The organism is Streptomyces sp. WI03-4A (assembly GCF_033792105.1).
Taxonomy (GTDB): domain Bacteria; phylum Actinomycetota; class Actinomycetes; order Streptomycetales; family Streptomycetaceae; genus Streptomyces; species Streptomyces collinus_A.
In genome coordinates, this window is the sequence record NZ_JARAUO010000017.1 from 78,810 (window position 1) to 99,079 (window position 20,270).

The 20,270-nt window shown below is 72.7% G+C and carries 20 protein-coding genes; 9 read left to right on the plus strand and 11 right to left on the minus strand.

The annotated features are described in order from the left end of the window. The first annotated feature begins 26 nt into the window (after nt 1-26). A complete protein-coding gene (locus PV343_RS19140; RefSeq protein ID WP_388236520.1) occupies nt 27-509 on the plus strand; it encodes an RcpC/CpaB family pilus assembly protein in 483 nt (160 codons plus the stop codon). A gap of 138 nt (nt 510-647) precedes the next feature. Then, the gene (mscL, locus tag PV343_RS19145; RefSeq protein ID WP_319148157.1) at nt 648-1,124 is read left to right on the plus strand and encodes a large conductance mechanosensitive channel protein MscL; all 477 of its coding nucleotides are present in this window, start codon (nt 648-650) and stop codon (nt 1,122-1,124) included. 19 nt (nt 1,125-1,143) lie between these two features. Here the strand turns inward: mscL and PV343_RS19150 are convergent, their stop codons facing one another. After that, nucleotides 1,144-1,323, minus strand: a complete 180-nt coding sequence (locus PV343_RS19150; protein WP_319148158.1) for a hypothetical protein — start codon at nt 1,321-1,323, stop codon at nt 1,144-1,146. Nucleotides 1,324-1,438: 115 nt separating this feature from the next. Here PV343_RS19150 and PV343_RS19155 point away from each other — a divergent pair, with 115 nt between their 5' ends. From PV343_RS19155 to PV343_RS19170, 4 genes are all read left to right on the plus strand, one after another. Next, complete coding sequence (locus PV343_RS19155) at nt 1,439-2,674, plus strand: low temperature requirement protein A (RefSeq protein ID WP_319148159.1); 1,236 nt, start codon at nt 1,439-1,441, stop codon at nt 2,672-2,674. Between the two features lie 40 nt (nt 2,675-2,714). Then, the gene (locus PV343_RS19160) at nt 2,715-3,746 is read left to right on the plus strand and encodes a P1 family peptidase (protein ID WP_319148160.1); all 1,032 of its coding nucleotides are present in this window, start codon (nt 2,715-2,717) and stop codon (nt 3,744-3,746) included. A gap of 170 nt (nt 3,747-3,916) precedes the next feature. Further along, nucleotides 3,917-5,137: a L,D-transpeptidase gene (locus PV343_RS19165; RefSeq protein WP_319148161.1), complete on the plus strand. Its 1,221-nt coding sequence runs from the start codon at nt 3,917-3,919 to the stop codon at nt 5,135-5,137. A gap of 157 nt (nt 5,138-5,294) precedes the next feature. Next, nucleotides 5,295-6,041: a DUF6227 family protein gene (locus PV343_RS19170; RefSeq protein ID WP_319148162.1), complete on the plus strand. Its 747-nt coding sequence runs from the start codon at nt 5,295-5,297 to the stop codon at nt 6,039-6,041. Nucleotides 6,042-6,054: 13 nt separating this feature from the next. Here PV343_RS19170 and PV343_RS19175 read toward each other — a convergent pair whose 3' ends face one another. From PV343_RS19175 to PV343_RS19195, 5 genes are all read right to left on the minus strand, one after another. Then, nucleotides 6,055-6,309 carry a hypothetical protein gene (locus PV343_RS19175; protein ID WP_319148163.1) on the minus strand — a complete coding sequence of 85 codons (255 nt, stop codon included), beginning with the start codon at nt 6,307-6,309 and terminating at the stop codon, nt 6,055-6,057. 110 nt (nt 6,310-6,419) lie between these two features. Next, a complete protein-coding gene (locus PV343_RS19180) occupies nt 6,420-8,615 on the minus strand; it encodes a fructose-specific PTS transporter subunit EIIC (RefSeq protein WP_319148164.1) in 2,196 nt (731 codons plus the stop codon). A 202-nt stretch (nt 8,616-8,817) separates the two neighbouring features. Beyond that, complete coding sequence (pfkB, locus tag PV343_RS19185) at nt 8,818-9,765, minus strand: 1-phosphofructokinase (RefSeq protein WP_319148165.1); 948 nt, start codon at nt 9,763-9,765, stop codon at nt 8,818-8,820. After that, a complete protein-coding gene (locus tag PV343_RS19190; RefSeq protein ID WP_319148166.1) occupies nt 9,762-10,523 on the minus strand; it encodes a DeoR/GlpR family DNA-binding transcription regulator in 762 nt (253 codons plus the stop codon). The genes pfkB and PV343_RS19190 overlap by 4 nt, the downstream gene beginning before the upstream one ends. A 211-nt stretch (nt 10,524-10,734) precedes the next feature. After that, nucleotides 10,735-12,252 carry an MFS transporter gene (locus PV343_RS19195; protein ID WP_319148167.1) on the minus strand — a complete coding sequence of 506 codons (1,518 nt, stop codon included), beginning with the start codon at nt 12,250-12,252 and terminating at the stop codon, nt 10,735-10,737. A 62-nt stretch (nt 12,253-12,314) separates the two neighbouring features. Between PV343_RS19195 and PV343_RS19200 the strand changes: the two genes are divergently transcribed. Then, nucleotides 12,315-13,286, plus strand: a complete 972-nt coding sequence (locus PV343_RS19200) for a helix-turn-helix transcriptional regulator (RefSeq protein ID WP_319148168.1) — start codon at nt 12,315-12,317, stop codon at nt 13,284-13,286. A 93-nt stretch (nt 13,287-13,379) separates the two neighbouring features. Here PV343_RS19200 and PV343_RS19205 read toward each other — a convergent pair whose 3' ends face one another. Continuing rightward, nucleotides 13,380-14,069 (minus strand): TetR/AcrR family transcriptional regulator, encoded by a 690-nt coding sequence (locus PV343_RS19205; protein ID WP_319148223.1) that lies wholly within the window; start codon nt 14,067-14,069, stop codon nt 13,380-13,382. Between the two features lie 551 nt (nt 14,070-14,620). Then, the gene (locus tag PV343_RS19210; protein ID WP_020940605.1) at nt 14,621-15,619 is read right to left on the minus strand and encodes an RNA polymerase sigma factor RpoD/SigA; all 999 of its coding nucleotides are present in this window, start codon (nt 15,617-15,619) and stop codon (nt 14,621-14,623) included. Nucleotides 15,620-15,833: 214 nt separating this feature from the next. On the opposite strand from PV343_RS19210, the gene PV343_RS19215 reads away from it, so the two are divergent. After that, a complete protein-coding gene (locus PV343_RS19215; RefSeq protein WP_319148169.1) occupies nt 15,834-15,959 on the plus strand; it encodes a hypothetical protein in 126 nt (41 codons plus the stop codon). Nucleotides 15,960-16,132: 173 nt separating this feature from the next. Here PV343_RS19215 and PV343_RS19220 read toward each other — a convergent pair whose 3' ends face one another. Beyond that, nucleotides 16,133-16,921 (minus strand): dioxygenase, encoded by a 789-nt coding sequence (locus PV343_RS19220; protein ID WP_319148170.1) that lies wholly within the window; start codon nt 16,919-16,921, stop codon nt 16,133-16,135. A 96-nt stretch (nt 16,922-17,017) separates the two neighbouring features. On the opposite strand from PV343_RS19220, the gene PV343_RS19225 reads away from it, so the two are divergent. Beyond that, complete coding sequence (locus PV343_RS19225) at nt 17,018-17,527, plus strand: MarR family winged helix-turn-helix transcriptional regulator (RefSeq protein WP_319148171.1); 510 nt, start codon at nt 17,018-17,020, stop codon at nt 17,525-17,527. 84 nt (nt 17,528-17,611) lie between these two features. Here the strand turns inward: PV343_RS19225 and PV343_RS19230 are convergent, their stop codons facing one another. Further along, nucleotides 17,612-19,150 (minus strand): MFS transporter, encoded by a 1,539-nt coding sequence (locus tag PV343_RS19230; RefSeq protein WP_319148172.1) that lies wholly within the window; start codon nt 19,148-19,150, stop codon nt 17,612-17,614. A 195-nt stretch (nt 19,151-19,345) separates the two neighbouring features. Further along, nucleotides 19,346-19,987: a TetR/AcrR family transcriptional regulator gene (locus tag PV343_RS19235; protein ID WP_319148173.1), complete on the minus strand. Its 642-nt coding sequence runs from the start codon at nt 19,985-19,987 to the stop codon at nt 19,346-19,348. Nucleotides 19,988-20,270: the final 283 nt, after the last annotated feature.

Genomic DNA, 20,270 nt, shown 5'->3' on the forward strand with positions numbered 1-20,270 from the left:
AGGTCCCGCCGTTCGGTCCGGTGCGGGTGCGCGGCGGGCGGTACCGGTTGCAGCGGCTGGCGCACCGGCGCGGGCGCGCCCTGGCGGCCGGCCTGGCGGTGACCGCCGCCGCGCTCGTCGCGGCGGGTCCGCGGACCGGCGCGCCGCCGCACCCCTCCGCCCGTGCCCCGGGCCGGCCGGCCGTGGAGCCGCCGGGACGGCACCACCGGGCGGGCGACATGGTGACGGCGCCGGTGCGGATCGCCGACGCCGCCACCGTCCGGCTGCTCCGGCCCGGCGACCGGGTCGACGTCATCGCCGCCGGGGATCCGGCGACCGGGGGCGACGCCCGGGTGCTGGCGCGCGGGGTGCGGGTGAGAGAGGTGCCGGACCGCCTTGAGGGCCTGGCCGGCACGGACGGGGGCTCCGGCGGGGGCGGGGCGCTGGTCGTGCTCACGGTGCCGCGCGGCTCGGCGGCCCGGCTCGTCGGCGCCAGTGCCACGGCACGGCTCGCGGTGACGCTGTGCTGACCGGTCCTGGCCGTGTGCACGGTGACACGCCGCACCGTCGCCCGATCGAGCCCGGAAATTCGACAGGATGGCGGCATGGTGGCGTAGGTTGCGGAGCGTTTCGTTCCACAGCCTGTGCATACGAGGAGAGTCCCCGAGGTGAGCGCGAAGAAGGAACCGAGCGTCTGGCAGGGCTTCAAGGCCTTCCTGATGCGCGGGAACGTCGTCGATCTGGCAGTCGCGGTGGTCATCGGCGCCGCCTTCACGAACATCGTCAACTCGGTCGTGAAGGGGCTCATCAACCCGCTGGTCGGAGCGATCGGCACGCAGAACCTGGACCACTACCACTCCTGCCTGAAGGAACCGTGCGTCGTGAACGCGGACGGGTCGGCCAAGAGCGGTGTACTGATCATGTGGGGCTCGGTCATCGGCGCCACGCTGACGTTCGTGATCACCGCGGGCGTCGTGTACTTCCTGATGGTCCTGCCCATGTCGAAGTACCTGGCGCGGCAGGAGGCCCGCAAGAAGGCGCGCATGGGCACGCAGGAGGTCATGGAGGTGACCGAGCTGGAGCTCCTCAAGGAGATCCGCGACGCGCTGCTCGCGCAGCGCGGTATGGAGCGCGACATCCGCTAGCGGGGCCGCCCCGTGCGGCTCAGATGTGGTGGGGCGGCATCTCGTCGAGGAAGCGCTTGAGGTCGGCGGCGCTGTCCCGGCCGTCCGGGCGCTCGCCCCACCCGCGGTCGGTGTCGTCCGAGGACTGCTGGCTCAGCGGGTCGTCGAAGACCAGCGCCGTCTTCGGGTCGCGCGGCTCGGGGGCGGGGACTGTACTCATGCGTCAAGGGTACGGCGCGGGCCCGGACCTCCTCGGGTGCGGCCCGGACGGCCCACCCAGCCCTTGTGAAAGCGTTCACAAGATTTCGCCGGGGTTTTCTGCTGTGCTGGGAGGCATGACGTCGAGTTCCGCTCCGGCGCCCGCCTCACCGGGTGCGCAGTCCGAGGGGCCCCTGCGGCGGCTCACCGCGCGCGGCCGCCACGAGGCGCACCGCGTCTCGTCACCGCTCGAGCTCTTCTTCGACCTGTGTTTCGTCGTGGCCATCGCCCAGGCCGGCGCGCAGCTCGTGCACGCCGTGGCCGGAGGGCATCCGGGCGAGGGGATCCTGAACTACGCGCTGGTGTTCTTCGCCATCTGGTGGGCGTGGATGAACTTCACCTGGTTCGCCTCGGCGTACGACAACGACGACGCGCTCTACCGGGTCGTGACCCTGGTCCAGATCGCCGGCGTGCTGGTGCTGGCCGCGGGTGTCTCGCGGGCGTTCCAGCAGCACGACTACCTGGTGGTCTGGCTCGGGTACGTGATCATGCGGCTGGCGATGGCCGCGCAGTGGCTGAGAGCGGCGCGGTCGGCCGAGGGGCGGGAGCGGACCGCCGCGCTCAGATACGCGGGCGGTGTGCTGCTGTGCCAGGTCGGCTGGCTGGGGCTGGTGCTGCTGCCCGGTCCCGCCCGGGTCTGGGTGTTCCTGGTGATGGCGGTCGTGGAGCTGTGCGTGCCGCTGTTCGCGGAGCGGCACCACGAGACGTCCTGGCATCCGCACCACATCGCCGAGCGGTACGGCCTGTTCACCATCATCGTGCTCGGCGAGACGATCGCCGCGGCGACGGTCGCCGTGAAGTCGGCGGTGGGCGAGCACGACGCGCTGGGCGAGCTGCTGCCGATCGCGGCGGGCGGTCTGCTGATCGTCTTCTCGGCCTGGTGGATCTACTTCGCGGTGCCCATCCACGTCCATCTGCGTTCCAACGCGCAGGCGTTCCTGTGGGGCTACGGCCACTATCTGATCTTCGCCTCGGCGGCCGCGATCGGCGCGGGTCTGGAGGTGGCGGTGGAGCAGGCGGTCGGCAAGGCGCAGATCTCGGCGCTGGCCGCCTCGGCGGCGGTGACCCTGCCGACGGCGCTGTACCTGCTGACGGTGTGGGGGCTGCACGCGCGGCACTTCAAGATGGGCATCGCCCAGCAGCTGGTGCTTCCCGGGACCGCGCTGCTGGTGGTCTGCTGCACCTTCCTGGGCTTCTGGGCGGTCCTGGCGGCGGGGCTCGTGTCGGCGGCCGCGGTGGCCGTCGGGGTCTCGCTGACGGCCCACGGGGCCTTCCGCCGACGGCACGCGGCCGAGGCGGGGTCCGCCCGCTGAACTCCCCTGACGCCGCACGGGGGTGGGCCAGACTGGCCCCATGACAGTTGACGCTCTGACGGATGTCGCCGGGCTGCGGGTGGGCCACGCCACCCGGACCGGCGAGGGCCGGCTCACCGGCACCACGGTCGTCCTCGCGCCGGAGGGCGGCGCCGTCGCCGCGGTGGACGTGCGCGGAGGCGGCCCCGGTACCAAGGAGACCGACGCCCTCGACCCGCGCAACGTGGTGCAGCGGGTGGACGCCGTCGTGCTGACCGGCGGCAGCGCGTACGGGCTCGACGCGGCGTCGGGCGTCATGGCCTGGCTGGAGGAGCGGGGGCGCGGGGTGCGGGTCGGGCCCGGTCCGGCGCACGTCGTACCGGTGGTCCCGGCCGCGTGCGTCTTCGACCTGGGGCGCGGTGGCGACTTCCGGGCCCGGCCGGACGCGGCGACGGGGCGCGCGGCGGTGGAGGACGCGGCGGCCGGCGCACCGGGCGCGGCCGTGCCCGAGGGGTGCGTGGGCGCGGGCACGGGCGCGGTGGCGGGGCGGCTCAAGGGCGGGGTGGGGACCGCGAGCACGGTCCTCGGCTCGGGCGTCACCGTGGCGGCCCTGGTGGTCGTGAACTCCGCGGGCGCGGTGGCCGACCCGGAGACGGGCGCGCTGTACGGGGAGTTCTTCCAGGGCCGGGTGGCCTACCCGGAGCGGGCCGTGCACGAGGCCGCGCGCAGGCGCCTCGACGAGGTGGCCTCCCGCACGACGCTGCCGCCGCTGAACACGACGCTCGCGGTGGTCGCGACCGACGCCGGCCTCACGAAGGCGCAGGCGCAGAAGATGGCGGGCACGGCACACGACGGCATCGCACGCGCCGTACGACCGGTGCACCTGCTGCACGACGGCGACACGGTGTTCGCGCTGGCGACGGGGGCGCGGCCGCTCGGCACCGCGGACCCGTCGGCGCTCAACGAGATCCTGGCGGCGGGCGCGGACCTGGTGACCCGGGCGATCGTCCGTGCCGTGCGCGCCGCCGAGCCGGTCGAGGGGCCGGGCGGAGCGTGGCCGTCGTACCGGGAGCTGTACGGCGACGGCCGGTAGGCACCCGGCGGGCGCCCCGGGGGCAAAAGGACCCGAAGGGGTCCTGATTGTCGCGGTTCTGTCACGCAACGGCGTTCTCGGGCCCGGGGTGGAACCTTGCCCCGGCCGCTGTCCCTCTCTTCCCACGCACTGGAGCGGATCACCCACCTCACACGAACCTGGAGCAGCCCGTGACTACGCCGGACCTCGCAGCGCGGCGCGCACTGCTGGCCTGTGCCGCCCTGATGGTCGGCAGCCTGACCCTCACCGCATGCGGCGGCGACGCCAGCGCGACCGACGACAACGGCAACGGCGGCGGCAAGTCGTCGCAGACGTCGGCGGCCACGATCACGATCTCGGCGAAGGACGGGGCGACGAACGCGTCCATCAACGCCACCGGCGTGAAGGTCAGCGGCGGGAAGCTGACGGACGTGAAGATGACCGTGGCGGGATCCGGGCAGGCGGTGCCGGGGGCGATATCGGCCGACGGCGCGAGCTGGAAGCCGAAGGCGCGGCTGGAGCGCGGGACGAAGTACGAGATCGCCGCGACCGCCAAGGACGCCGGGGGACACACCGCGGCGGCCAACTCCATCTTCACCACCGTCACCTCGGCGAACAGCTTCATCGGCACCTACACCCCGGACAACGGCACCACGGTCGGCGTGGGCATGCCGGTGTCGTTCACCTTCGACAAGTCCATCACCGACAAGAAGGCCGTGCAGTCGCACATCACGGTCGGCACCAGCAGCGGCCAGCAGGTCGTCGGGCACTGGTTCGGGGACCGTCGGCTGGACTTCCGGCCGCAGGAGTACTGGAAGGCCGGCTCCAAGGTCACGATGAGGATCGACCTGGACGGCGTGCGGGGCGCGAACGGCGTCTACGGGGTGCAGAAGAAGACCGTGTCGTTCACGGTCGGGCGCGCCCAGGTCTCCACGGTCGACGCCCGCACGCAGACCATGACGGTGGTGCGGGACGGCAGGACGCTCAAGACGGTGCCGATCTCCGCCGGCAGCCCGCAGCACACCACGTACAACGGGCAGATGGTGATCTCCGAGAAGTTCGTGCAGACGCGGATGAACGGCTCGACGGTCGGCTTCGGCGGGGAGTACGACATCTCGGACGTGCCGCACGCCATGCGCCTGACCTCGTCCGGCACCTTCATCCACGGCAACTACTGGTACAACAAGGGCAACCCGCCCTTCGGCCGGGAGGGCACCAGCCACGGCTGCGTGGGCCTGGCGGACGTGCAGGGCGCGCAGGGCGCCACGACGGCCAAGTGGTTCTACGACAACTCGCTCGTCGGGGACGTCGTGATCGTGAAGAACTCCCCGGACAGGACGGTCTCGCCGGACAACGGGCTCAACGGCTGGAACATGGCGTGGAGCGCCTGGACCGCGGGAAGTGCCCTCTGAACGGCGGGTTTTGACGGTACGTGGGGCCGCACGGGAACTATTCGCGCGGCCCTCGCGTTTTCCCGGCATACGTTTTCTCGGTTCGGGGACACGATGTCCGACCGAGGGGCTACGGTATGCACCCACTAGGTGACATGCAGCAACGCCGGGAGAAGCCTTGAGCGTTCCGTACGAGACGGCAGCGTACGAACCAGCCGAGTCGCCCGAGTCTCCGGAGGAGCACCTCGCGCGGCTTCTCGGCCGTGCCCTGAACTCCTTCGAGCTGCCCGACGAGGTGATACGGCGGCTCGACTGCGCGCTGGCGCACGACAGCTGCCTGCTCTCCGCCCACCACAGCGCGGGCCTGCACCGCGAGACGTACCGGCACACCTGGCTGCTGGCGGACGGCTCGCCGGTGACCCTGTGGGAGCTGGTGCACAACACCGCCCCGGGCGGCGACGCCCAGCACGAGGTGTACGTGGACGAGGAGGAGCTGCACGCGGCCACCTCCCGGCTCCCGTTGCCGCCGGAGGCGCCGGACTTCGAGCTGCCCGCGCTGACGCAGCTCTGGGCGGTCCCCGAGCCCCGGCACGTCTACGCGCCGGACGACTCCGCGGACCACGCCCGCCGGGTGCTGCGCCGCGCGGAGAACCATGACCGGCCGGGCGAGGAGACGGCGGCGCTGCTGGCGACGGCGGCCGCGCACCAGATCACCCAGGCGTTCGGCCGGTGCGGGCGGTCCGCCCGCGCGGGGCTGAGCTTCGCGCTGTACGAGCACGCGTTCCTGCTGCCCGACGGCCGGGAGATCTCGCTGTGGGAGGTCGAGCACACGGCGACCCCCGACGGACGGCACATGTGCGAGGTCTACGCGACGGAGGACGCGGCCCGCGACGCCATGGACCGGCGCGCGGCCCGGCAGTCCTAGCGGGCCGGGCGGGTCAGCGGTCGCCGATTCGCCGTATCAGGCCCGCGAAGGCGTCCTGTTCGGCCGGGGTCAGCTCGACCGACTCGCGCGCGGGACCGGCCTTGGGCTGTTCCGGCAGCGCCGGCAGCACGGCCGCGGCCTGCCATTCGGCGACGGCCTCGACGCGGGCACGGCGCAGCAGGCGCATCACCACGACGGCCCAGGCCAGCCCGGCCACGGTGAGCGCGGCCAGGCCGATCAGCTGAAGAGTCGAGACGTGCGCAGGCATACGCCCCAGTACACACCACGGTCCGGGACTTTGGTCCCGGACCGTGACGTATCTCGCAGGTGCCGTGAACAACTCACAGTGCGCCAAAGGGACAAGAGGCGGCGGTGCCGTCAGGCGGCCACCGTGTGCTCGGCGTCCCGCGCCGCCGTGGCCGGCCCCGCGGCGGGGTCGGTGCCGGCGGCGGTGGCCTCGGGGGCCTGCTTGCGCATGCCCTTGAGGACGACGACCAGGGCGGTGGTGACGCACACACCGGCCGCGATGGCGATCAGGTAGAAGAACGGGTTGCCGATCAGCGGGACCACGAAGATGCCGCCGTGAGGGGCGCGCAGGGTGGCGCCGAAGGTCATCGACAGGGCGCCGGTGAGGGCGCCGCCCACCATCGCGGAGGGGATGACCCGCAGCGGGTCGGCGGCGGCGAACGGGATGGCGCCCTCGGAGATGAAGGAGGCGCCCAGCACCCAGGCGGCCTTGCCGTTCTCGCGCTCGGTCTGGGTGAAGAGCCGGCCGCGGGCGGTCGTGGCCAGGGCCATCGCCAGCGGCGGGACCATGCCGGCCGCCATGACCGCGGCCATGATCTTCATCGCGGAGTCGCTCGGGCTGGCGACCGCGATGCCGGCGGTGGCGAAGGTGTAGGCCACCTTGTTCACCGGTCCGCCGAGGTCGAAGCACATCATCAGGCCGAGCAGCGCGCCGAGCAGGATCGCGTTGGTGCCGGTGAGGCCGTTCAGCCAGTCGGTCATGCCCTTCTGGGCGGCCGCGATGGGCTTGCCGATCACGACGAACATCAGGAACCCGACGATCGCCGAGGAGATCAACGGGATCACCACCACCGGCATGATGCCGCGCAGGGCCGCCGGGATGCGCGCCCTCTGGATCGCCATCACCACCCCGCCGGCGACCAGACCGGCCACCAGGCCGCCCAGGAAACCGGCGTTGATGGTCAGGGCGATCGCGCCGCCGACGAAGCCGGGGACGAGTCCGGGGCGGTCGGCCATGCCGTAGGCGATGTACCCGGCCAGGACCGGGACCAGGAACCCGAAGGACACCACACCGATCTGGTACAGCAGCGCGCCCCAGCTGTCGGCCTGGGTCCACAGGAAGTGGTCCATCACCGAGGGCGCCTTGTTGACGGTGTAGCCGCCGATCGCGAAGCCGAGGGCGATCAGCAGACCGCCCGCGGCGACGAACGGGACCATGTAACTCACGCCGCTCATCAGCCATTTGCGCAGCTTGGTGCCGTAGCCCTCGGTGGAGTCACCGGCCCGCTCCACGGGGGTGGCGGGTGCCGCGCCCGAGGTGGCCTCGCCGCGCTCCGCCTTGCCGCGCACCTCGCCGATCAGCTCGGCGGCGCGGTTGATCCCCGCCTTCACCCCGACGTCGACCGTCGGCTTGCCCGCGAAGCGGTCCTTGTCGCGCACGGGGACGTCGTGCGCGAAGATCACGCCGTCCGCCGCCGCGATCACCGCGGGGTCGAGCCGGGTGAAGCCGGCCGAGCCCTGCGTCTCGACGACGACCTCGACGCCGGCCTCGCGGCCCGCGTTCTCCAGCGACTCGGCCGCCATGTAGGTGTGGGCGATGCCGGTCGGGCAGGAGGTGACGGCGACGACCCGGAACGGCCGCTCAGCGGCACCGGACCCGCCGGCCCCGCCCTCGGCGGCACTCACCGCGGAGCCCTCCGTGGCGCCTGCCGTGGCATCAGCGGTCCCGGCGGCCGCCGGGCCAGGTGCCGGAGCCGGCACCGCCGCGGGCGCCGGTGCCGGTGCGGCCGTGTCCTGTACGGTGCTGCCCGCCGCGGCGTCGGCGGAGGCCGCCCCCGACGCCGCGGCGGTGTCTTCCCCGGCGCCCTCGGCCGTGGCGGCGGGCGCCTCCTCCCCGCGGATCAGCGCGGTCGCGGTCCGCGCGTCCTGCGCCGACCGCAGCGCGTCCGTGAACTCGGTGTTCATCAGCTGCCGGGCCAGGGAGGAGAGGATCGTCAGATGGGCGTCGTCGGCGCCGGCCGGGGCCGCGATCAGGAAGATCAGGTCGGCCGGCCCGTCGGGGGCGCCGAAGTCGATCCCGGCGGAGCTGCGGCCGAAGCCGAGCGTCGGCTCGGTGACGTGGGCGCTGCGGCAGTGCGGGATGCCGATGCCACCGTCCAGGCCGGTCGGCATCTGTGCCTCGCGGGCGGCGACGTCGGCGAGGAAGCCCTCCAGGTCGGTCACCCGGCCCAGGCTCACCATGCGCTCGGCGAGGGCGCGCGCCGCCGCTTCCTTCGTGTCGGCGGACAGGTCGAGATCGACCAGGTCCGCGGTGATCATGTCGCTCATCGCGGGCTCCTCTGCACGCGTATCGCCCGGTGGGTGACGTGGGCGGGGGTGGGGACGGGGGTGCTGCGGGGGCAGACGGCGGGATCGGGTCCGGCGCAGGCGGGGCCGGGGAGTCCCCGCCTCCCGGGGGCGGTTGGTTCGAGCGGGTCCACGAAGCAGAGCGGAGCCTCGTGTGCCGTCAGGCCCGGTGCGGCCCCGGTGTTCATGACACCGGCTCCGTCAGTTCGCGGTCCATCGGGACGTCGTCCGTGACGGTGACCGCGGCCGGGTCCAGGTCGGCCGGGGTGGGCATCACGCTGCCGGGGAGCCGGACGGCGGCGGCGCCGTGGGCGACGGCGGAGGCCAGCGCCCCGGGGCCGCTGCCGCCGGCGATCAGGAAGCCGGCGAGGGAGGAGTCACCCGCGCCGACGTTGCTGCGTACGGCGTCCACGCGGGCGCTGCCGAACCAGGTGCCGGCGGCGTCCACGAGCAACTGACCGTCGGCGCCCAGGCTCGCGAGCACGGCGCGCGCGCCCATGCCGCGCAGTTCCTCGGCCGCCTTCACCGCGTCGCCCACGGTCGCCAGGGAGCGCCCGACCGCTTCCGCGAGTTCCGCGGCGTTGGGCTTCACCACGTCCGGCCGCGCGCGCAGCGCTTCGAGCAGCGCACGCCCCGAGGTGTCCAGGGCGATGCGGACGCCCGCCGCGTGCGCCCGGGCCACGAGGTCGGCGTACCAGGAGGGCGCGAGCCCGCGGGGCAGGCTCCCGCAGCAGGCGATCCAGCCGGCGCCCGGGGACTGCGCGCGGACGGTGTCCAGGAGGAGTTCCTGCTCGGCGGGCGACAGCTTGGGGCCGGGAGCGTTGATCTTCGTCAGCACCCCGTCCACCTCGACGAGCGCGATGTTGGACCGGGTGGTCCCGGCGATCGCGACCGGCGCGACCTCGATGCCCTGGGCGTCGAGCAGTTCGGCGACGAGGGCTCCCGCCGCGCCGCCCAGGGGCAGCACCGCGACGGTGCGCCGGCCGGCGGCCGCGACGGCACGTGAGACGTTCACGCCCTTGCCGCCCGGGTCGGTGCGCTCGGTCTCGGCGCGGATGACCTCGCCCCGCTCCAGGGCGTGGACCTCGTAGGTGCGGTCGAGGGAGGGGTTGGGGGTGACGGTGAGAATCATGCGCGCACCACTTCCGTGCCGCCGCGCTCGATGGCGGCGCTGTCCTCGGGGCTCAGCCCGCTGTCGGTGATCAGCAGGTCCACGTCGTTCAGGCCGCCGAAGCGGGCGAAGTGCTCCTGGCCGTGCTTGGCGGAGTCGGCGAGCAGCACGACGCGGCGGGCGGCGGCGACGGCCGCGCGCTTGACCGCCGCCTCGGCGAGGTCGGGGGTGGTCAGACCGTGCTCCACGGAGAAGCCGTTGGCGGCGACGAACGCGACGTCGGCGCGGATCTCGGCGTAGGCGCGCAGGGCCCAGGCGTCGACGGCGGCGCGCGTGCGGTGCCGTACCCGGCCGCCGACCAGGTGGAGCTGGATGCCCGGGTGATCGGCGAGGCGGGCCGCGATCGGCAGGCTGTGGGTGACCACGGTGAGGGAGGCCTCCAGCGGGACGGCGGCGGCCAGGCGTGCCACGGTCGTACCGGCGTCGAGGACCAGGGTGCCCTCGACGGGCAGCTCGGCGAGGGCCGCCTTGGCGATGCGGTCCTTCTCGTCGGCGGCGGTGGACTCGCGTTCCGTGAGATCGGGCTCGAAGTCGAGGCGTCCGGCCGGGATGGCGCCCCCGTGCACCCGGCGCACCAGGCCCGCGCGGTCGAGGGCCTTCAGATCGCGGCGGATCGTCTCCGCCGTCACCTGGAACTCCTCGGCCAGCGACAGCACGTCCACCCGGCCGCCGTCACGGGCGATCCGGAGGATCTCCTGCTGCCGCTCCGGTGCGTACATGTCCGTTCGCCTCCGACTGATGCCCGAACGTGTGGTTTCGATTCGAGGCTACGCGCCGATTTCCCGGAAGTAAACAGGTTCGGATTTGAATCGGGCATGAACGGACTTCCGAGCGTGTCCATGTGTCCCTGTGTCCGTGTGTCCGTGTCTGAGCGGACGACGGAGGGCCCGGCACCTGTGCGGTGCCGGGCCCTCGTGCTGCCTGCCGGTCTCAGCCCACCAGCTCGGGCTCCCGCTCGGTCGCCGGGAGCTCGTCGTCCGGCGCGCCCTCCACGTGCTGCGCCGGACGCTTCGGGAGGGCGGACATCAGCAGGAAGATCACGCCCAGGATCCCGGCGACCCACCACAGCGCGTGCTGGAAGGCGTGCACGAAGGCCGGGCCCACCTGGGCACGCGTCAGCCGGTCGCCGATCACCCCGAAGAACACCACGGACACCAGCCCGAGGCCGAGCGCGTTGCCCATCTGCTGCACGGTGTTGATGAGGCCGGACGCCGATCCGGCGTGCTCGCGCGGGACCTCCGAGAGCACCGCGTCCGTCAGCGGGGCGACGATCAGCCCCATGCCGGCCCCCATGACGACCAGCGGGAGGGCCATCTGCCAGGAGGCGATGGCGAGGCCGTACCGGTGGGCCTCCCAGACGTAGAGGAGGACACCCGCCGCCATCACCAGCGCACCCGCCTGGAGCACCTTGCGGCCGAACCGCGGGACCAGCTTCTGCACCGACATCCCGGCCGCCGTGGACACCGCGAGCGAGAACGGCACACCGGTCAGGCCGGCCCGCAGCGGGCTCCAGCCGAGGCCGAACTGCATGTACAGCGTCCAGACCAGGAAGAAGATGCCGAGTGCGACACCGAAGACGGTCTGCACGGCGATGCCGGCGGCGAAGCTCTTGACCTTGAACAGCGACAGCTCGATCAGCGGGGAGCCGTCGCGGGCCGCCTTGCGCCGCTCGTACGCCACCAGCGCCGCGAACACCACGAGCGCGCCCGCCATGCACAGGTGGCCCCACAGCGGCCAGTGCAGCTCACGGCCACGGGTGAGCGGGTAGAGCAGCATCAGCAGGCCGAGGGTCACCAGGGCGACGCCGACCAGGTCCAGCTTCAGCGCCTTCGGCGCGCGGGACTCGGTGATGTAGCGGCGGCCGAGCAGGAAGGCGACGACGCCGACCGGCAGGTTGATCAGGAAGATGGGCCGCCACTCGAGACCGAACAGGTTCCACTCCGTCAGCAGCGCGCCGAGCAGCGGTCCGGACACCGCACCGAGGCCGACGATCGCGCCGAACAGCCCGAAGACCTTGCCGCGTTCGTGGGCGGGGAAGGTGGCGTGCACGATCGACAGGACCTGCGGGACCATCATCGCCGCCATGCCGCCCTGGAGGAGGCGGGAGGCGACCAGCATCTCCGGGTTCGCGGCGAACCCGCACAGCGCGGAGGCCAGGGTGAAGCCGCCGATGCCGACGAGGAACAGCCGGCGCCGGCCGTGGATGTCGCCGAGACGGCCACCGGTGATCAGTCCCGCCGCGAAGGCCAGGGCGTACCCCGCGGTTATCCACTGGATCTGGCTGAGCGAGGCGTCCGCGTCCCGCTGGATCGAGGGGATCGCGATGTTGACGATCGTGACGTCGACGAGGTCCATGAAGGCCGCCGCCATGACGATCGCGAGCGCGAACCAGCGGCGGCGGTCGCCCGGTGCCTGCTGCGTGCTGAGGGTTGGTTCCGTGGAGGTCATGCGTCCAAGCTAGGACCCCAGTAGGTCAGATCGTGTCCTAGTCGTACGGCATCCTCGAAGGCATGACGACGGACACTCCGGCCCGGCTTCTCCAGCTGCTCTCCCTCCTCCAGACGCCGCGCGAGTGGCCCGGCGGCGAGCTCGCCGACCGGCTCGGGGTGTCCCGCCGTACCGTCCGGCGGGACATCGACCGGCTGCGGGAGCTGGGCTACCCGGTGCAGGCGACGATGGGCTCGGACGGCGGGTACCGGCTGGTCGCGGGCAAGGCGATGCCCCCGCTGGTGCTCGACGACGAGGAGGCGGTGGCGATCGCGGTCGGCCTGCGGGCAGGTGCCGGGCACGCGGTGGCGGGCGTGGACGAGGCGTCGGTGCGGGCGCTCGCGAAGCTGGAGCAGGTGCTGCCGGCCCGGCTGCGCCACCGGGTCTCCACACTGCAGGCCGCGACGACTCCGCTGACCAGCGGGGACGGGGCGAGCATCGCACCGGAGACGCTGACCGTGATGGCGTCGACGGTGGCGGGACGGGAGCGGCTGCGCTTCGCCTACCGCGACAAGGAGGGCGGTGAGACCCGGCGGCTGACCGAGCCGCACCGGCTCGTCTCGACCGGGCGCCGGTGGTACCTCGTCGCCTACGACCTCGACCGGGAGGACTGGCGCACGTTCCGGGTCGACCGGGTGCGGGAGCCGTTCGCCACCGGGATGCGGTTCGCGCCGCGGGAACTGCCGGAGGGCGGCGCGGCGGAGTACCTGCGCCGGTCCATCGGGCAGCGGCATGACCGGTACGAGTTCGAGGTCCGGTTCGCCGCCCCCGTGGAGACGGTGTCCGCACGGCTGCCGGAATGGCTCGGCGCACCGGAGGCGGACGGGGAGGGCGGGTGCGTGCTGCGCGGCGCGGGCGGGGACCAGCCGGAGTGGCTGGCGGTACGCCTGGCCATGGTGGGCTGCGAGTTCACCGTACGGTCACCGGCCGAACTGGCGGACTGCGCGAGGGAACTGGGCGACCGGCTGAGCCGCGCGGGTGGGACGGCCGGGTGAGGCGCGCGAGTGGGATGGTTGGGTGAGGCGCGCGGGTGGGACGGCCGGTGAGCCGCGCGCCGAGGCATGGGGACAACCGGCCGTCGGCCGGGGTCAGTTCGCTTCCTCCCAGGTGAAGTGGGCCAGGGCGTCGAGGTTGCGCAGGGCCAGCGCGGCCGGGCCGTCGGCGCCCGTGGGCGGCTCGGTGGTGGCGGCCCAGGATTCGACGGCGACCCGGATCGCCGCCCCCGCGACCGCCGCGGCGAAGCGCAGACGGGGCGGGACGGGGGCGGGGGCCGCCCCGCCTGGGCCGGTGGTCAGGTCCGGACCGGGGGTCGGGTCCGGGTCCGTGTCCGGGTGGGAAACGTTGTCGTCCCCGGCGGCCGCCGTCTGCCCCGGGTACGTCGACAGCCGTTGGGCCAGGATCTCCGCGAGTGCCCCCTCCTCCGCCTGGCAGACCTCGGCCCACACCTTGCGCAGGGCGGGGCTGGCGTCGGCCAGCCGGATGAGGGTGCGCACCCACTCCCAGGCCGACGCCGAGACGCCGAAACCGGGGGTGAGGGTCTCGCGGACCGCGTGCCGCAAGGCCTCCAGGACACTGAGGGAGGCCGGGGCCTCGCGGACGGCCTGGGTCCAGCGCTGGGCGCCCGCGGCGTAGAGCGGGGCCACCGCCTCCTCCTTGGAGGCGAAGTAGCGGTAGAAGGTGCGCGGGGCGATGCCCGCCGCCTGGGCGATGTCCTCGGCGCGAGTGGCGCGCAGCCCCTGGCGGACGAAGAGGGCCGCCGCCGCGCGGGCGATCTCCATACGGGTCTCCGCCTTGCGGCGTTCGGTGAGGGACGCCGTGGGAGAGGCGGGAACGTGCTGGTGGGCGGTGCTGCCGGTAGTACGGGGGGTGCTCACCTCGGCAGGCTATGCCGGTGTGGCAGAATCTGCCATCCGGCGGGCCACCCCGGGGTTCAGGTACGGGGTGGCCCACCACTCCACCCACGGAAGACCGCCCCGGCGACCTCATCATCGCGCCGCGGACCGCTCCCGGCAGCACGAAGGCCCGGCCCCGGCAGCACGAAGAAGCCGGGCCCGGCGCCCAGGGGGGGTGGGGCGCCGGAGCCCGGCTCTGGAACGTCCCGGCGCTGGGGGGGGATCGCGTCAGGACGTGGCTCACTCGCCCGGCCGGACCAGGTGCGGCCGACCGGATGTGGGGGTGGGTGCGCGAGGCGGGGAGTGCGGTCCTGGGCCCCTGCTACGGGGCCCGGAGTGGTTTTTCCCTCGGGACCGCGGATTGAAGCGACGGTACCGCGCCATGTTTGCGCCGTCTTTCGCCACGGCGCACGCGCACCGCGCTCCCGTACCCCCCGTTACGCCGCCGCGTCGAAGCCGGTCTGGCGGGCCAGCTTCTTCAGCTCCAGCAGCGCGTGCTTCTCGATCTGGCGGATGCGCTCGCGGGTCAGGCCGTGCTCCTTGCCGACCTCGGTCAGCGTGCGCTCGCGGCCGTCGTCGATGCCGTACCGCATCTTGATGATGGAGGCCGTGCGCTGGTCCAGACGGCCGATCAGGTCGTCCAGCTCCTCGCTGCGCAGCAGGGTGAGGACCGACTGCTCCGGGGAGACCGCGGAGGTGTCCTCCAGCAGGTCGCCGAACTGCGTCTCACCCTCGTCGTCCACCGGCATGTTCAGCGAGACCGGGTCACGGGACCAGTCGAGCACGTCGGTCACGCGCTCCGGCGTCGAGCCGAGCTCGGCGGCGATCTCCGCGGGCTCCGGCTCGCGCCCGTGCTCGCGGTTGAACTCGCGCTGCACACGGCGGATGCGGCCCAGCTCCTCCACCAGGTGGACGGGGAGCCGGATCGTACGGGACTGGTCGGCGATGGAGCGGGTGATGGCCTGACGGATCCACCAGGTGGCGTACGTGGAGAACTTGAAGCCCTTGCGGTAGTCGAACTTCTCGACGGCGCGCACCAGACCGGCGTTGCCCTCCTGGATCAGGTCGAGGAGCGGCAGGCCGCTGCGCGGGTAGCGCCGGGCCACCGCCACGACCAGGCGGAGGTTGGAGCGGATGAAGACGTCCTTGGCCCGCTCGCCGGCGGCGAACAGGGACTCCAGTTCCTCGCGGGTGGCGTCCGTGGCGGACTCCTCCTCGCCGTCGAGGACCTGCCGCGCGAACACACCCGCCTCGATGGTCTGGGACAGCTCGACCTCCTTGGCGGCGTCGAGCAGCGGCGTACGCGCGATCTCGTCGAGGTACATGCCGACCAGGTCGCGGTCGGCGATCTCGCCGCCATGGGCGCGAACACTGCTTGCCGAGTCGACCGTCTCGCCGGAGGCGGTCTTACGACGGGCGACGGCACGGGTTGCCATGCGTGCTCCCTTGCGATGGTGGGCTGGCGGGTGGTCCTTGTGAACGCTCGGCTCTCCGGGGACTGTCTCTGGGGACTCTCCTCGAGTGCCCTGCATCCGTGGGAAACAACGACTGGAATCCGGACAGAATTCCCAACCAGGCCCGCTATTTTTCTGATCATGCAGTACCCTGTCGGCCGCACGGAGACCCATGGGGCCGTGCGGACGTACGGAGGTGCAGGTCAGGACGGGAGTCGAGGTCGGCACCGGCAGCCTCGGCAACCCCTGGGGCCACTGCGTGGATGAGACGGTCATCACGTTCCGTACGGCGGTCGTCACCGCCGAGGAGCGCCGCCGTTGACCGCTCCCACCCGGAAGACGACGTCAGCGGCCCGAAGGTTGCCAGGGCGGCACGCTCCGCCCGCTCACCCGTACCCGTCGGCGCCCGCCGACCGTCACGGACGCGGACCGCCGCCCACCGGCCTTCACGGAGGCGGACCGCCGCCCACGGCCCGGCCCAGCCCGGCCCGCCGCTCAGTCGAACTGCACCGACCGCTTCGCCATTCCCATCCAGAACCCGTCGATCACCGACCGGTGCGCGCTCGGCTCGCCGCCGGCCTCCGCCGCGCCCATGGTCACGAACAGCGGGGCGAAGTGTTCGGTGCGCGGGTGGGCGTAGCGGCCGGCCGGGGCCTTGTGGAGGAAGTCGAGCAGGGCGTCCCAGTCCCGGGCCTCCAGGGCCCGCCTGCCCCAGTCGTCGAACTCCGAGGACCAGCTCGGCACCCCGCCCGCGTGGCGCAGGGCGGCCAGGTTGTGCGTGAAGAAGCCTGAACCGACGATCAGCACGCCCTCGTCGCGCAGCGGGGCGAGCTTGCGCCCGATGTCCATCAGCCGGACCGGGTCGAGGGTGGGCATGGAGATCTGCAGCACCGGGATGTCGGCGGCCGGGAACATCTCGGCCAGCGGGACGTAGGCGCCGTGGTCGAGGCCCCGGTCGGGGATGTCCTGGACGGGGATGCCGGGGGCGCGCAGCAGCTTGCGTACGGAGTCGGCCAGTTCGGGGGCGCCGGGGGCGGCGTACCGCACCTGGTAGTAGTGCTCGGGGAAGCCCCAGAAGTCGTAGACGAGGGGGACGGTGTGCGTGGCGCCCAGAGCGAGGGGCGCCTCCTCCCAATGGGCGGAGACCATCAGGATGGCCTTGGGGCGCGGCAGGTCGGCGGACCAGGCGGCGAGCTGGCCGGGCCAGACCGGGTCGTCGGCGAGGGGCGGGGCGCCGTGACTGAGGTACAGCGCGGGCATGCGTTCCTCGGTGGCTGCGGACATGACGGCGACTCCAGATGTTTTAACTCTCAAGCTTTTCACCCCAGCCTACGCCCGACTTGTTCAAGTTTCAAGGAGATGGCTCGTACAGTGGGACCCATGAACAGGGCAACGGACTCCGCGGGCCGGCACCGCTGGCTCACCGACGAGGAGCAGCGCGTCTGGCGCGCCTACCTGCACGCCACCACCCTCCTGGAGGACCACCTCGACCGGCAGCTCCAGCGTGACGCGGGGATGCCGCACATCTACTACGGCCTGCTCGTCGGCCTCGCCGAGGCGCCGCGCCGCCGGCTGCGGATGACCGAGCTGGCGATGCGGTCGAAGATCACCCGCTCCCGGCTGTCGCACGCGATCGCCCGCCTGGAGAAGAGCGGCTGGGTCCGCCGCGAGGACTGCCCGTCCGACAAGCGGGGCCAGTTCGCGGTGCTCACCGACGAGGGCGCCGAGGTGCTGCGCCGGACCGCGCCGGGTCATGTGGCCGCCGTGCGGCAGGCGTTGTTCGAGCGGCTGACACCGGAACAGCAGAAGGCCCTCGGCGAGATCATGGAGATCGTCGCCGAGGGCCTTCAGCCCAACGAAGCGGGTGCGGACCTGCCCTGGCTCCGCTGACGGCCCGTTGTCAGCGGAGCCGGGGACCGGAACCGGGTCAGCGGACCGCGGACCGGGTCCGGGCCAGCGGGCCGTGGCCCGGGGTCAGTGGGCCACCACCGGCACCGGCAGCTCGTCCTCGGCACCCTCGCCGGAGGCGACCGGAGTGCTGCCCGGCCGGCCCGCGTTGACGAAGGTGAAGGCGATCACCGAGGCGAGCGTCAGGATGCCGACGGCGAACCAGATCGCGGTGCTGTAGCCGTGCACCATGCCCTGGAGCTTGACCAGCTCCTGCTGCGGCCTGCCGGCCGCACCGCCGATGTGGTCCGTGATGTACGAGGTGGTCGCGGACGCGGCGATCGTGTTCAGCAGGGCGGTGCCGATCGCGCCGCCCACCTGCTGCGAGGTGTTGACCATCGCGGAGGCCACACCGGCGTCCCGGGGCTGCACGCCCTGGGTGGCCAGCGACATGGCCGGCATGAACGCCGTACCCATGCCGAGGCCGAGCAGCAGCATCGCGGGCAGGAGCTGGGTGGTGTACGACGAGTCGATCCTCAGCTGGGTCAGGATCAGCATGCCGAGCGCGGCGACCAGGAAGCCCGGGCCCATCAGGAGGCGGGCCGGGACCCGGGTCATCAGCCGGGCGCCGATCTGGGTGGAGCCGGTGATCATGCCCGCCACCATCGGCAGGAAGGCGAAGCCGGTCTTGACCGGCGTGTAGCCCTTCACGACCTGGAGGTAGTAGGTCAGGAAGAGGAACAGGCCGAACATGCCGATGATCGCGAGACCGAGGGAGAGGTAGATGCCGCCGCGGTTGCGGTCGGTCACCACGCGCAGCGGCAGCAGCGGCGCCTTGACCCGCGACTCGACGAGGGCGAAGGCGACCAGCAGCACCGCGGAGGCGACGAACATCGAGACGGTCACGGCGTCGCCCCAGCCGTCGCTCTCGGCACGCGTGAAGCCGTAGACGAGGGAGACCAGACCCAGGGTGGACAGGACCACGCCGGGGATGTCGAGCGGGGAGCGGTTGCGGCCGCCCTCCGGCTCACGGATGACGAAGTAGGCACCGGCGGCGGCGACGAAGGCGAACGGGACGTTCACGAAGAAGGTCCAGCGCCAGTCCAGGTACTCGGTGAGGAAACCGCCGAGGATCAGGCCGACGGCACCGCCACCACCGGCGATGGCGCCGTAGATGCCGAACGCCTTGGCGCGCTCCTTGGCGTCGGTGAACATCACGGCCAGCAGCGAGAGCGCGGCCGGGGCGAGCAGCGCGCCGAACACACCCTGCAGGGCGCGGGCGCCGAACATCATCGACCCGCTGGTCGCGGCACCGCCGAGCGCGGACGCGGCGGCGAAGCCGGCCAGACCGAGCACGAACGCGCGCTTGCGGCCCCACAGGTCGGCGATGCGGCCGCCGAACAGCAGCAGACCGCCGAAGGCCAGGGCGTAGGCGGTGACCACCCACTGGCGGTTGCCGTCGGATATGCCGAGGTCCTGCTGGGCGGAGGGCAGGGCGATGTTCACGATGGTGGCGTCGAGGACGACCATCAGCTGGGCGAGCGCGATGAAGACGAGCGCTTTCCAGCGGTTGGCGTCACCGCTCGGAGCGGCGGCGCCGCGAGCCTTGAGGGCTGTTTCGGACATGGAGGTACCCACTTCGGGACTTCGTGACGGAAAAAGAGAAGAAGAGAGGGAGGCAGGGCGAGAGGAAGGACCGCCGAGCCGTACGGAACTGAGCGATGCGGAACCGAGCGATACGGAACTGAGCAGTGCGGAACTAAGCAGTGCGGAACCGAGCGATGCGGAACCGGGCGACGCGGTTGGTGATCGCGGAAGCGGTCAGGACTGACGCAGCTCCTTCATGGTCACTGCCGTGCCCGGCAGGGCGGAGCGGGCCGGGGCCCGCAGGCCGTCCAGGAACAGCTGCAGATGACGGTGCACGAAGCGATCGCCGAACCCACAGCCCGTACCCGCCGGGGGCCGGCTGAGCTGGGCCGCGGCGACCATCAGATCACCGACACCGACATCGGTCCTGAGCTGCCCGGCCGCCTTGGCGCGGCCCACGATCTCGCCGATGAGCTGCTCGACGCGTTCCCGGGACGCCTCCAGGTCGGGGTGGTGCTGGTCGAAGGTGCTGGAGACCATCGGGCACAGGGCGCTGATCCGCTCGTCGGCGGCGGCGTGCACGAAGCGCTCCAGTGCGGCGAAGGCGTCTCCGGTCTCCGCGAGGGCCTGCTCGGCCGCCTCGGCCGTACGGTCCATCACGGAGCAGACGACCTCGCGGACGAGGGCATCGCGGTCAGGGAAGTTGCGGTACAGCGTGGCGTTGCCGACACCGGCCCGGCGGGCGATCTCGTCGAGCGGCACGTCCGGGCCGTGCTCGACGAACATCTCCCGGGCGGCGGTGACGATCCGCTCCCGGTTGCGCAGGGCGTCGGCGCGCGGCCGGGGCACCTTGCGCTCGGGGGCTGCGGTCTGCACGGCGTACTCCTCGGGTCTCGACGGTGTGTCCGGGGCGGTGAGGGGATCCGGGGAGTGACTCCCCGTTTCGCTCGGACACAGGTCTAAACGGGGAGAGGTTCCCCGGTTATTTCCCGCCGTCGAAAAGAATTCCCGTGACCTGGCTCACACCCGCCGCGTGAGCATCCCACCCGCCCGCGCCGGGATTTCCCACGATCGGTCTCCTCCAGCGCGCGCCCGTCACCCCGGCCACACAGGGTGATCGCAAGGGTGCAGCCGGAGACCACGGCTGCCGTGGAGCGAA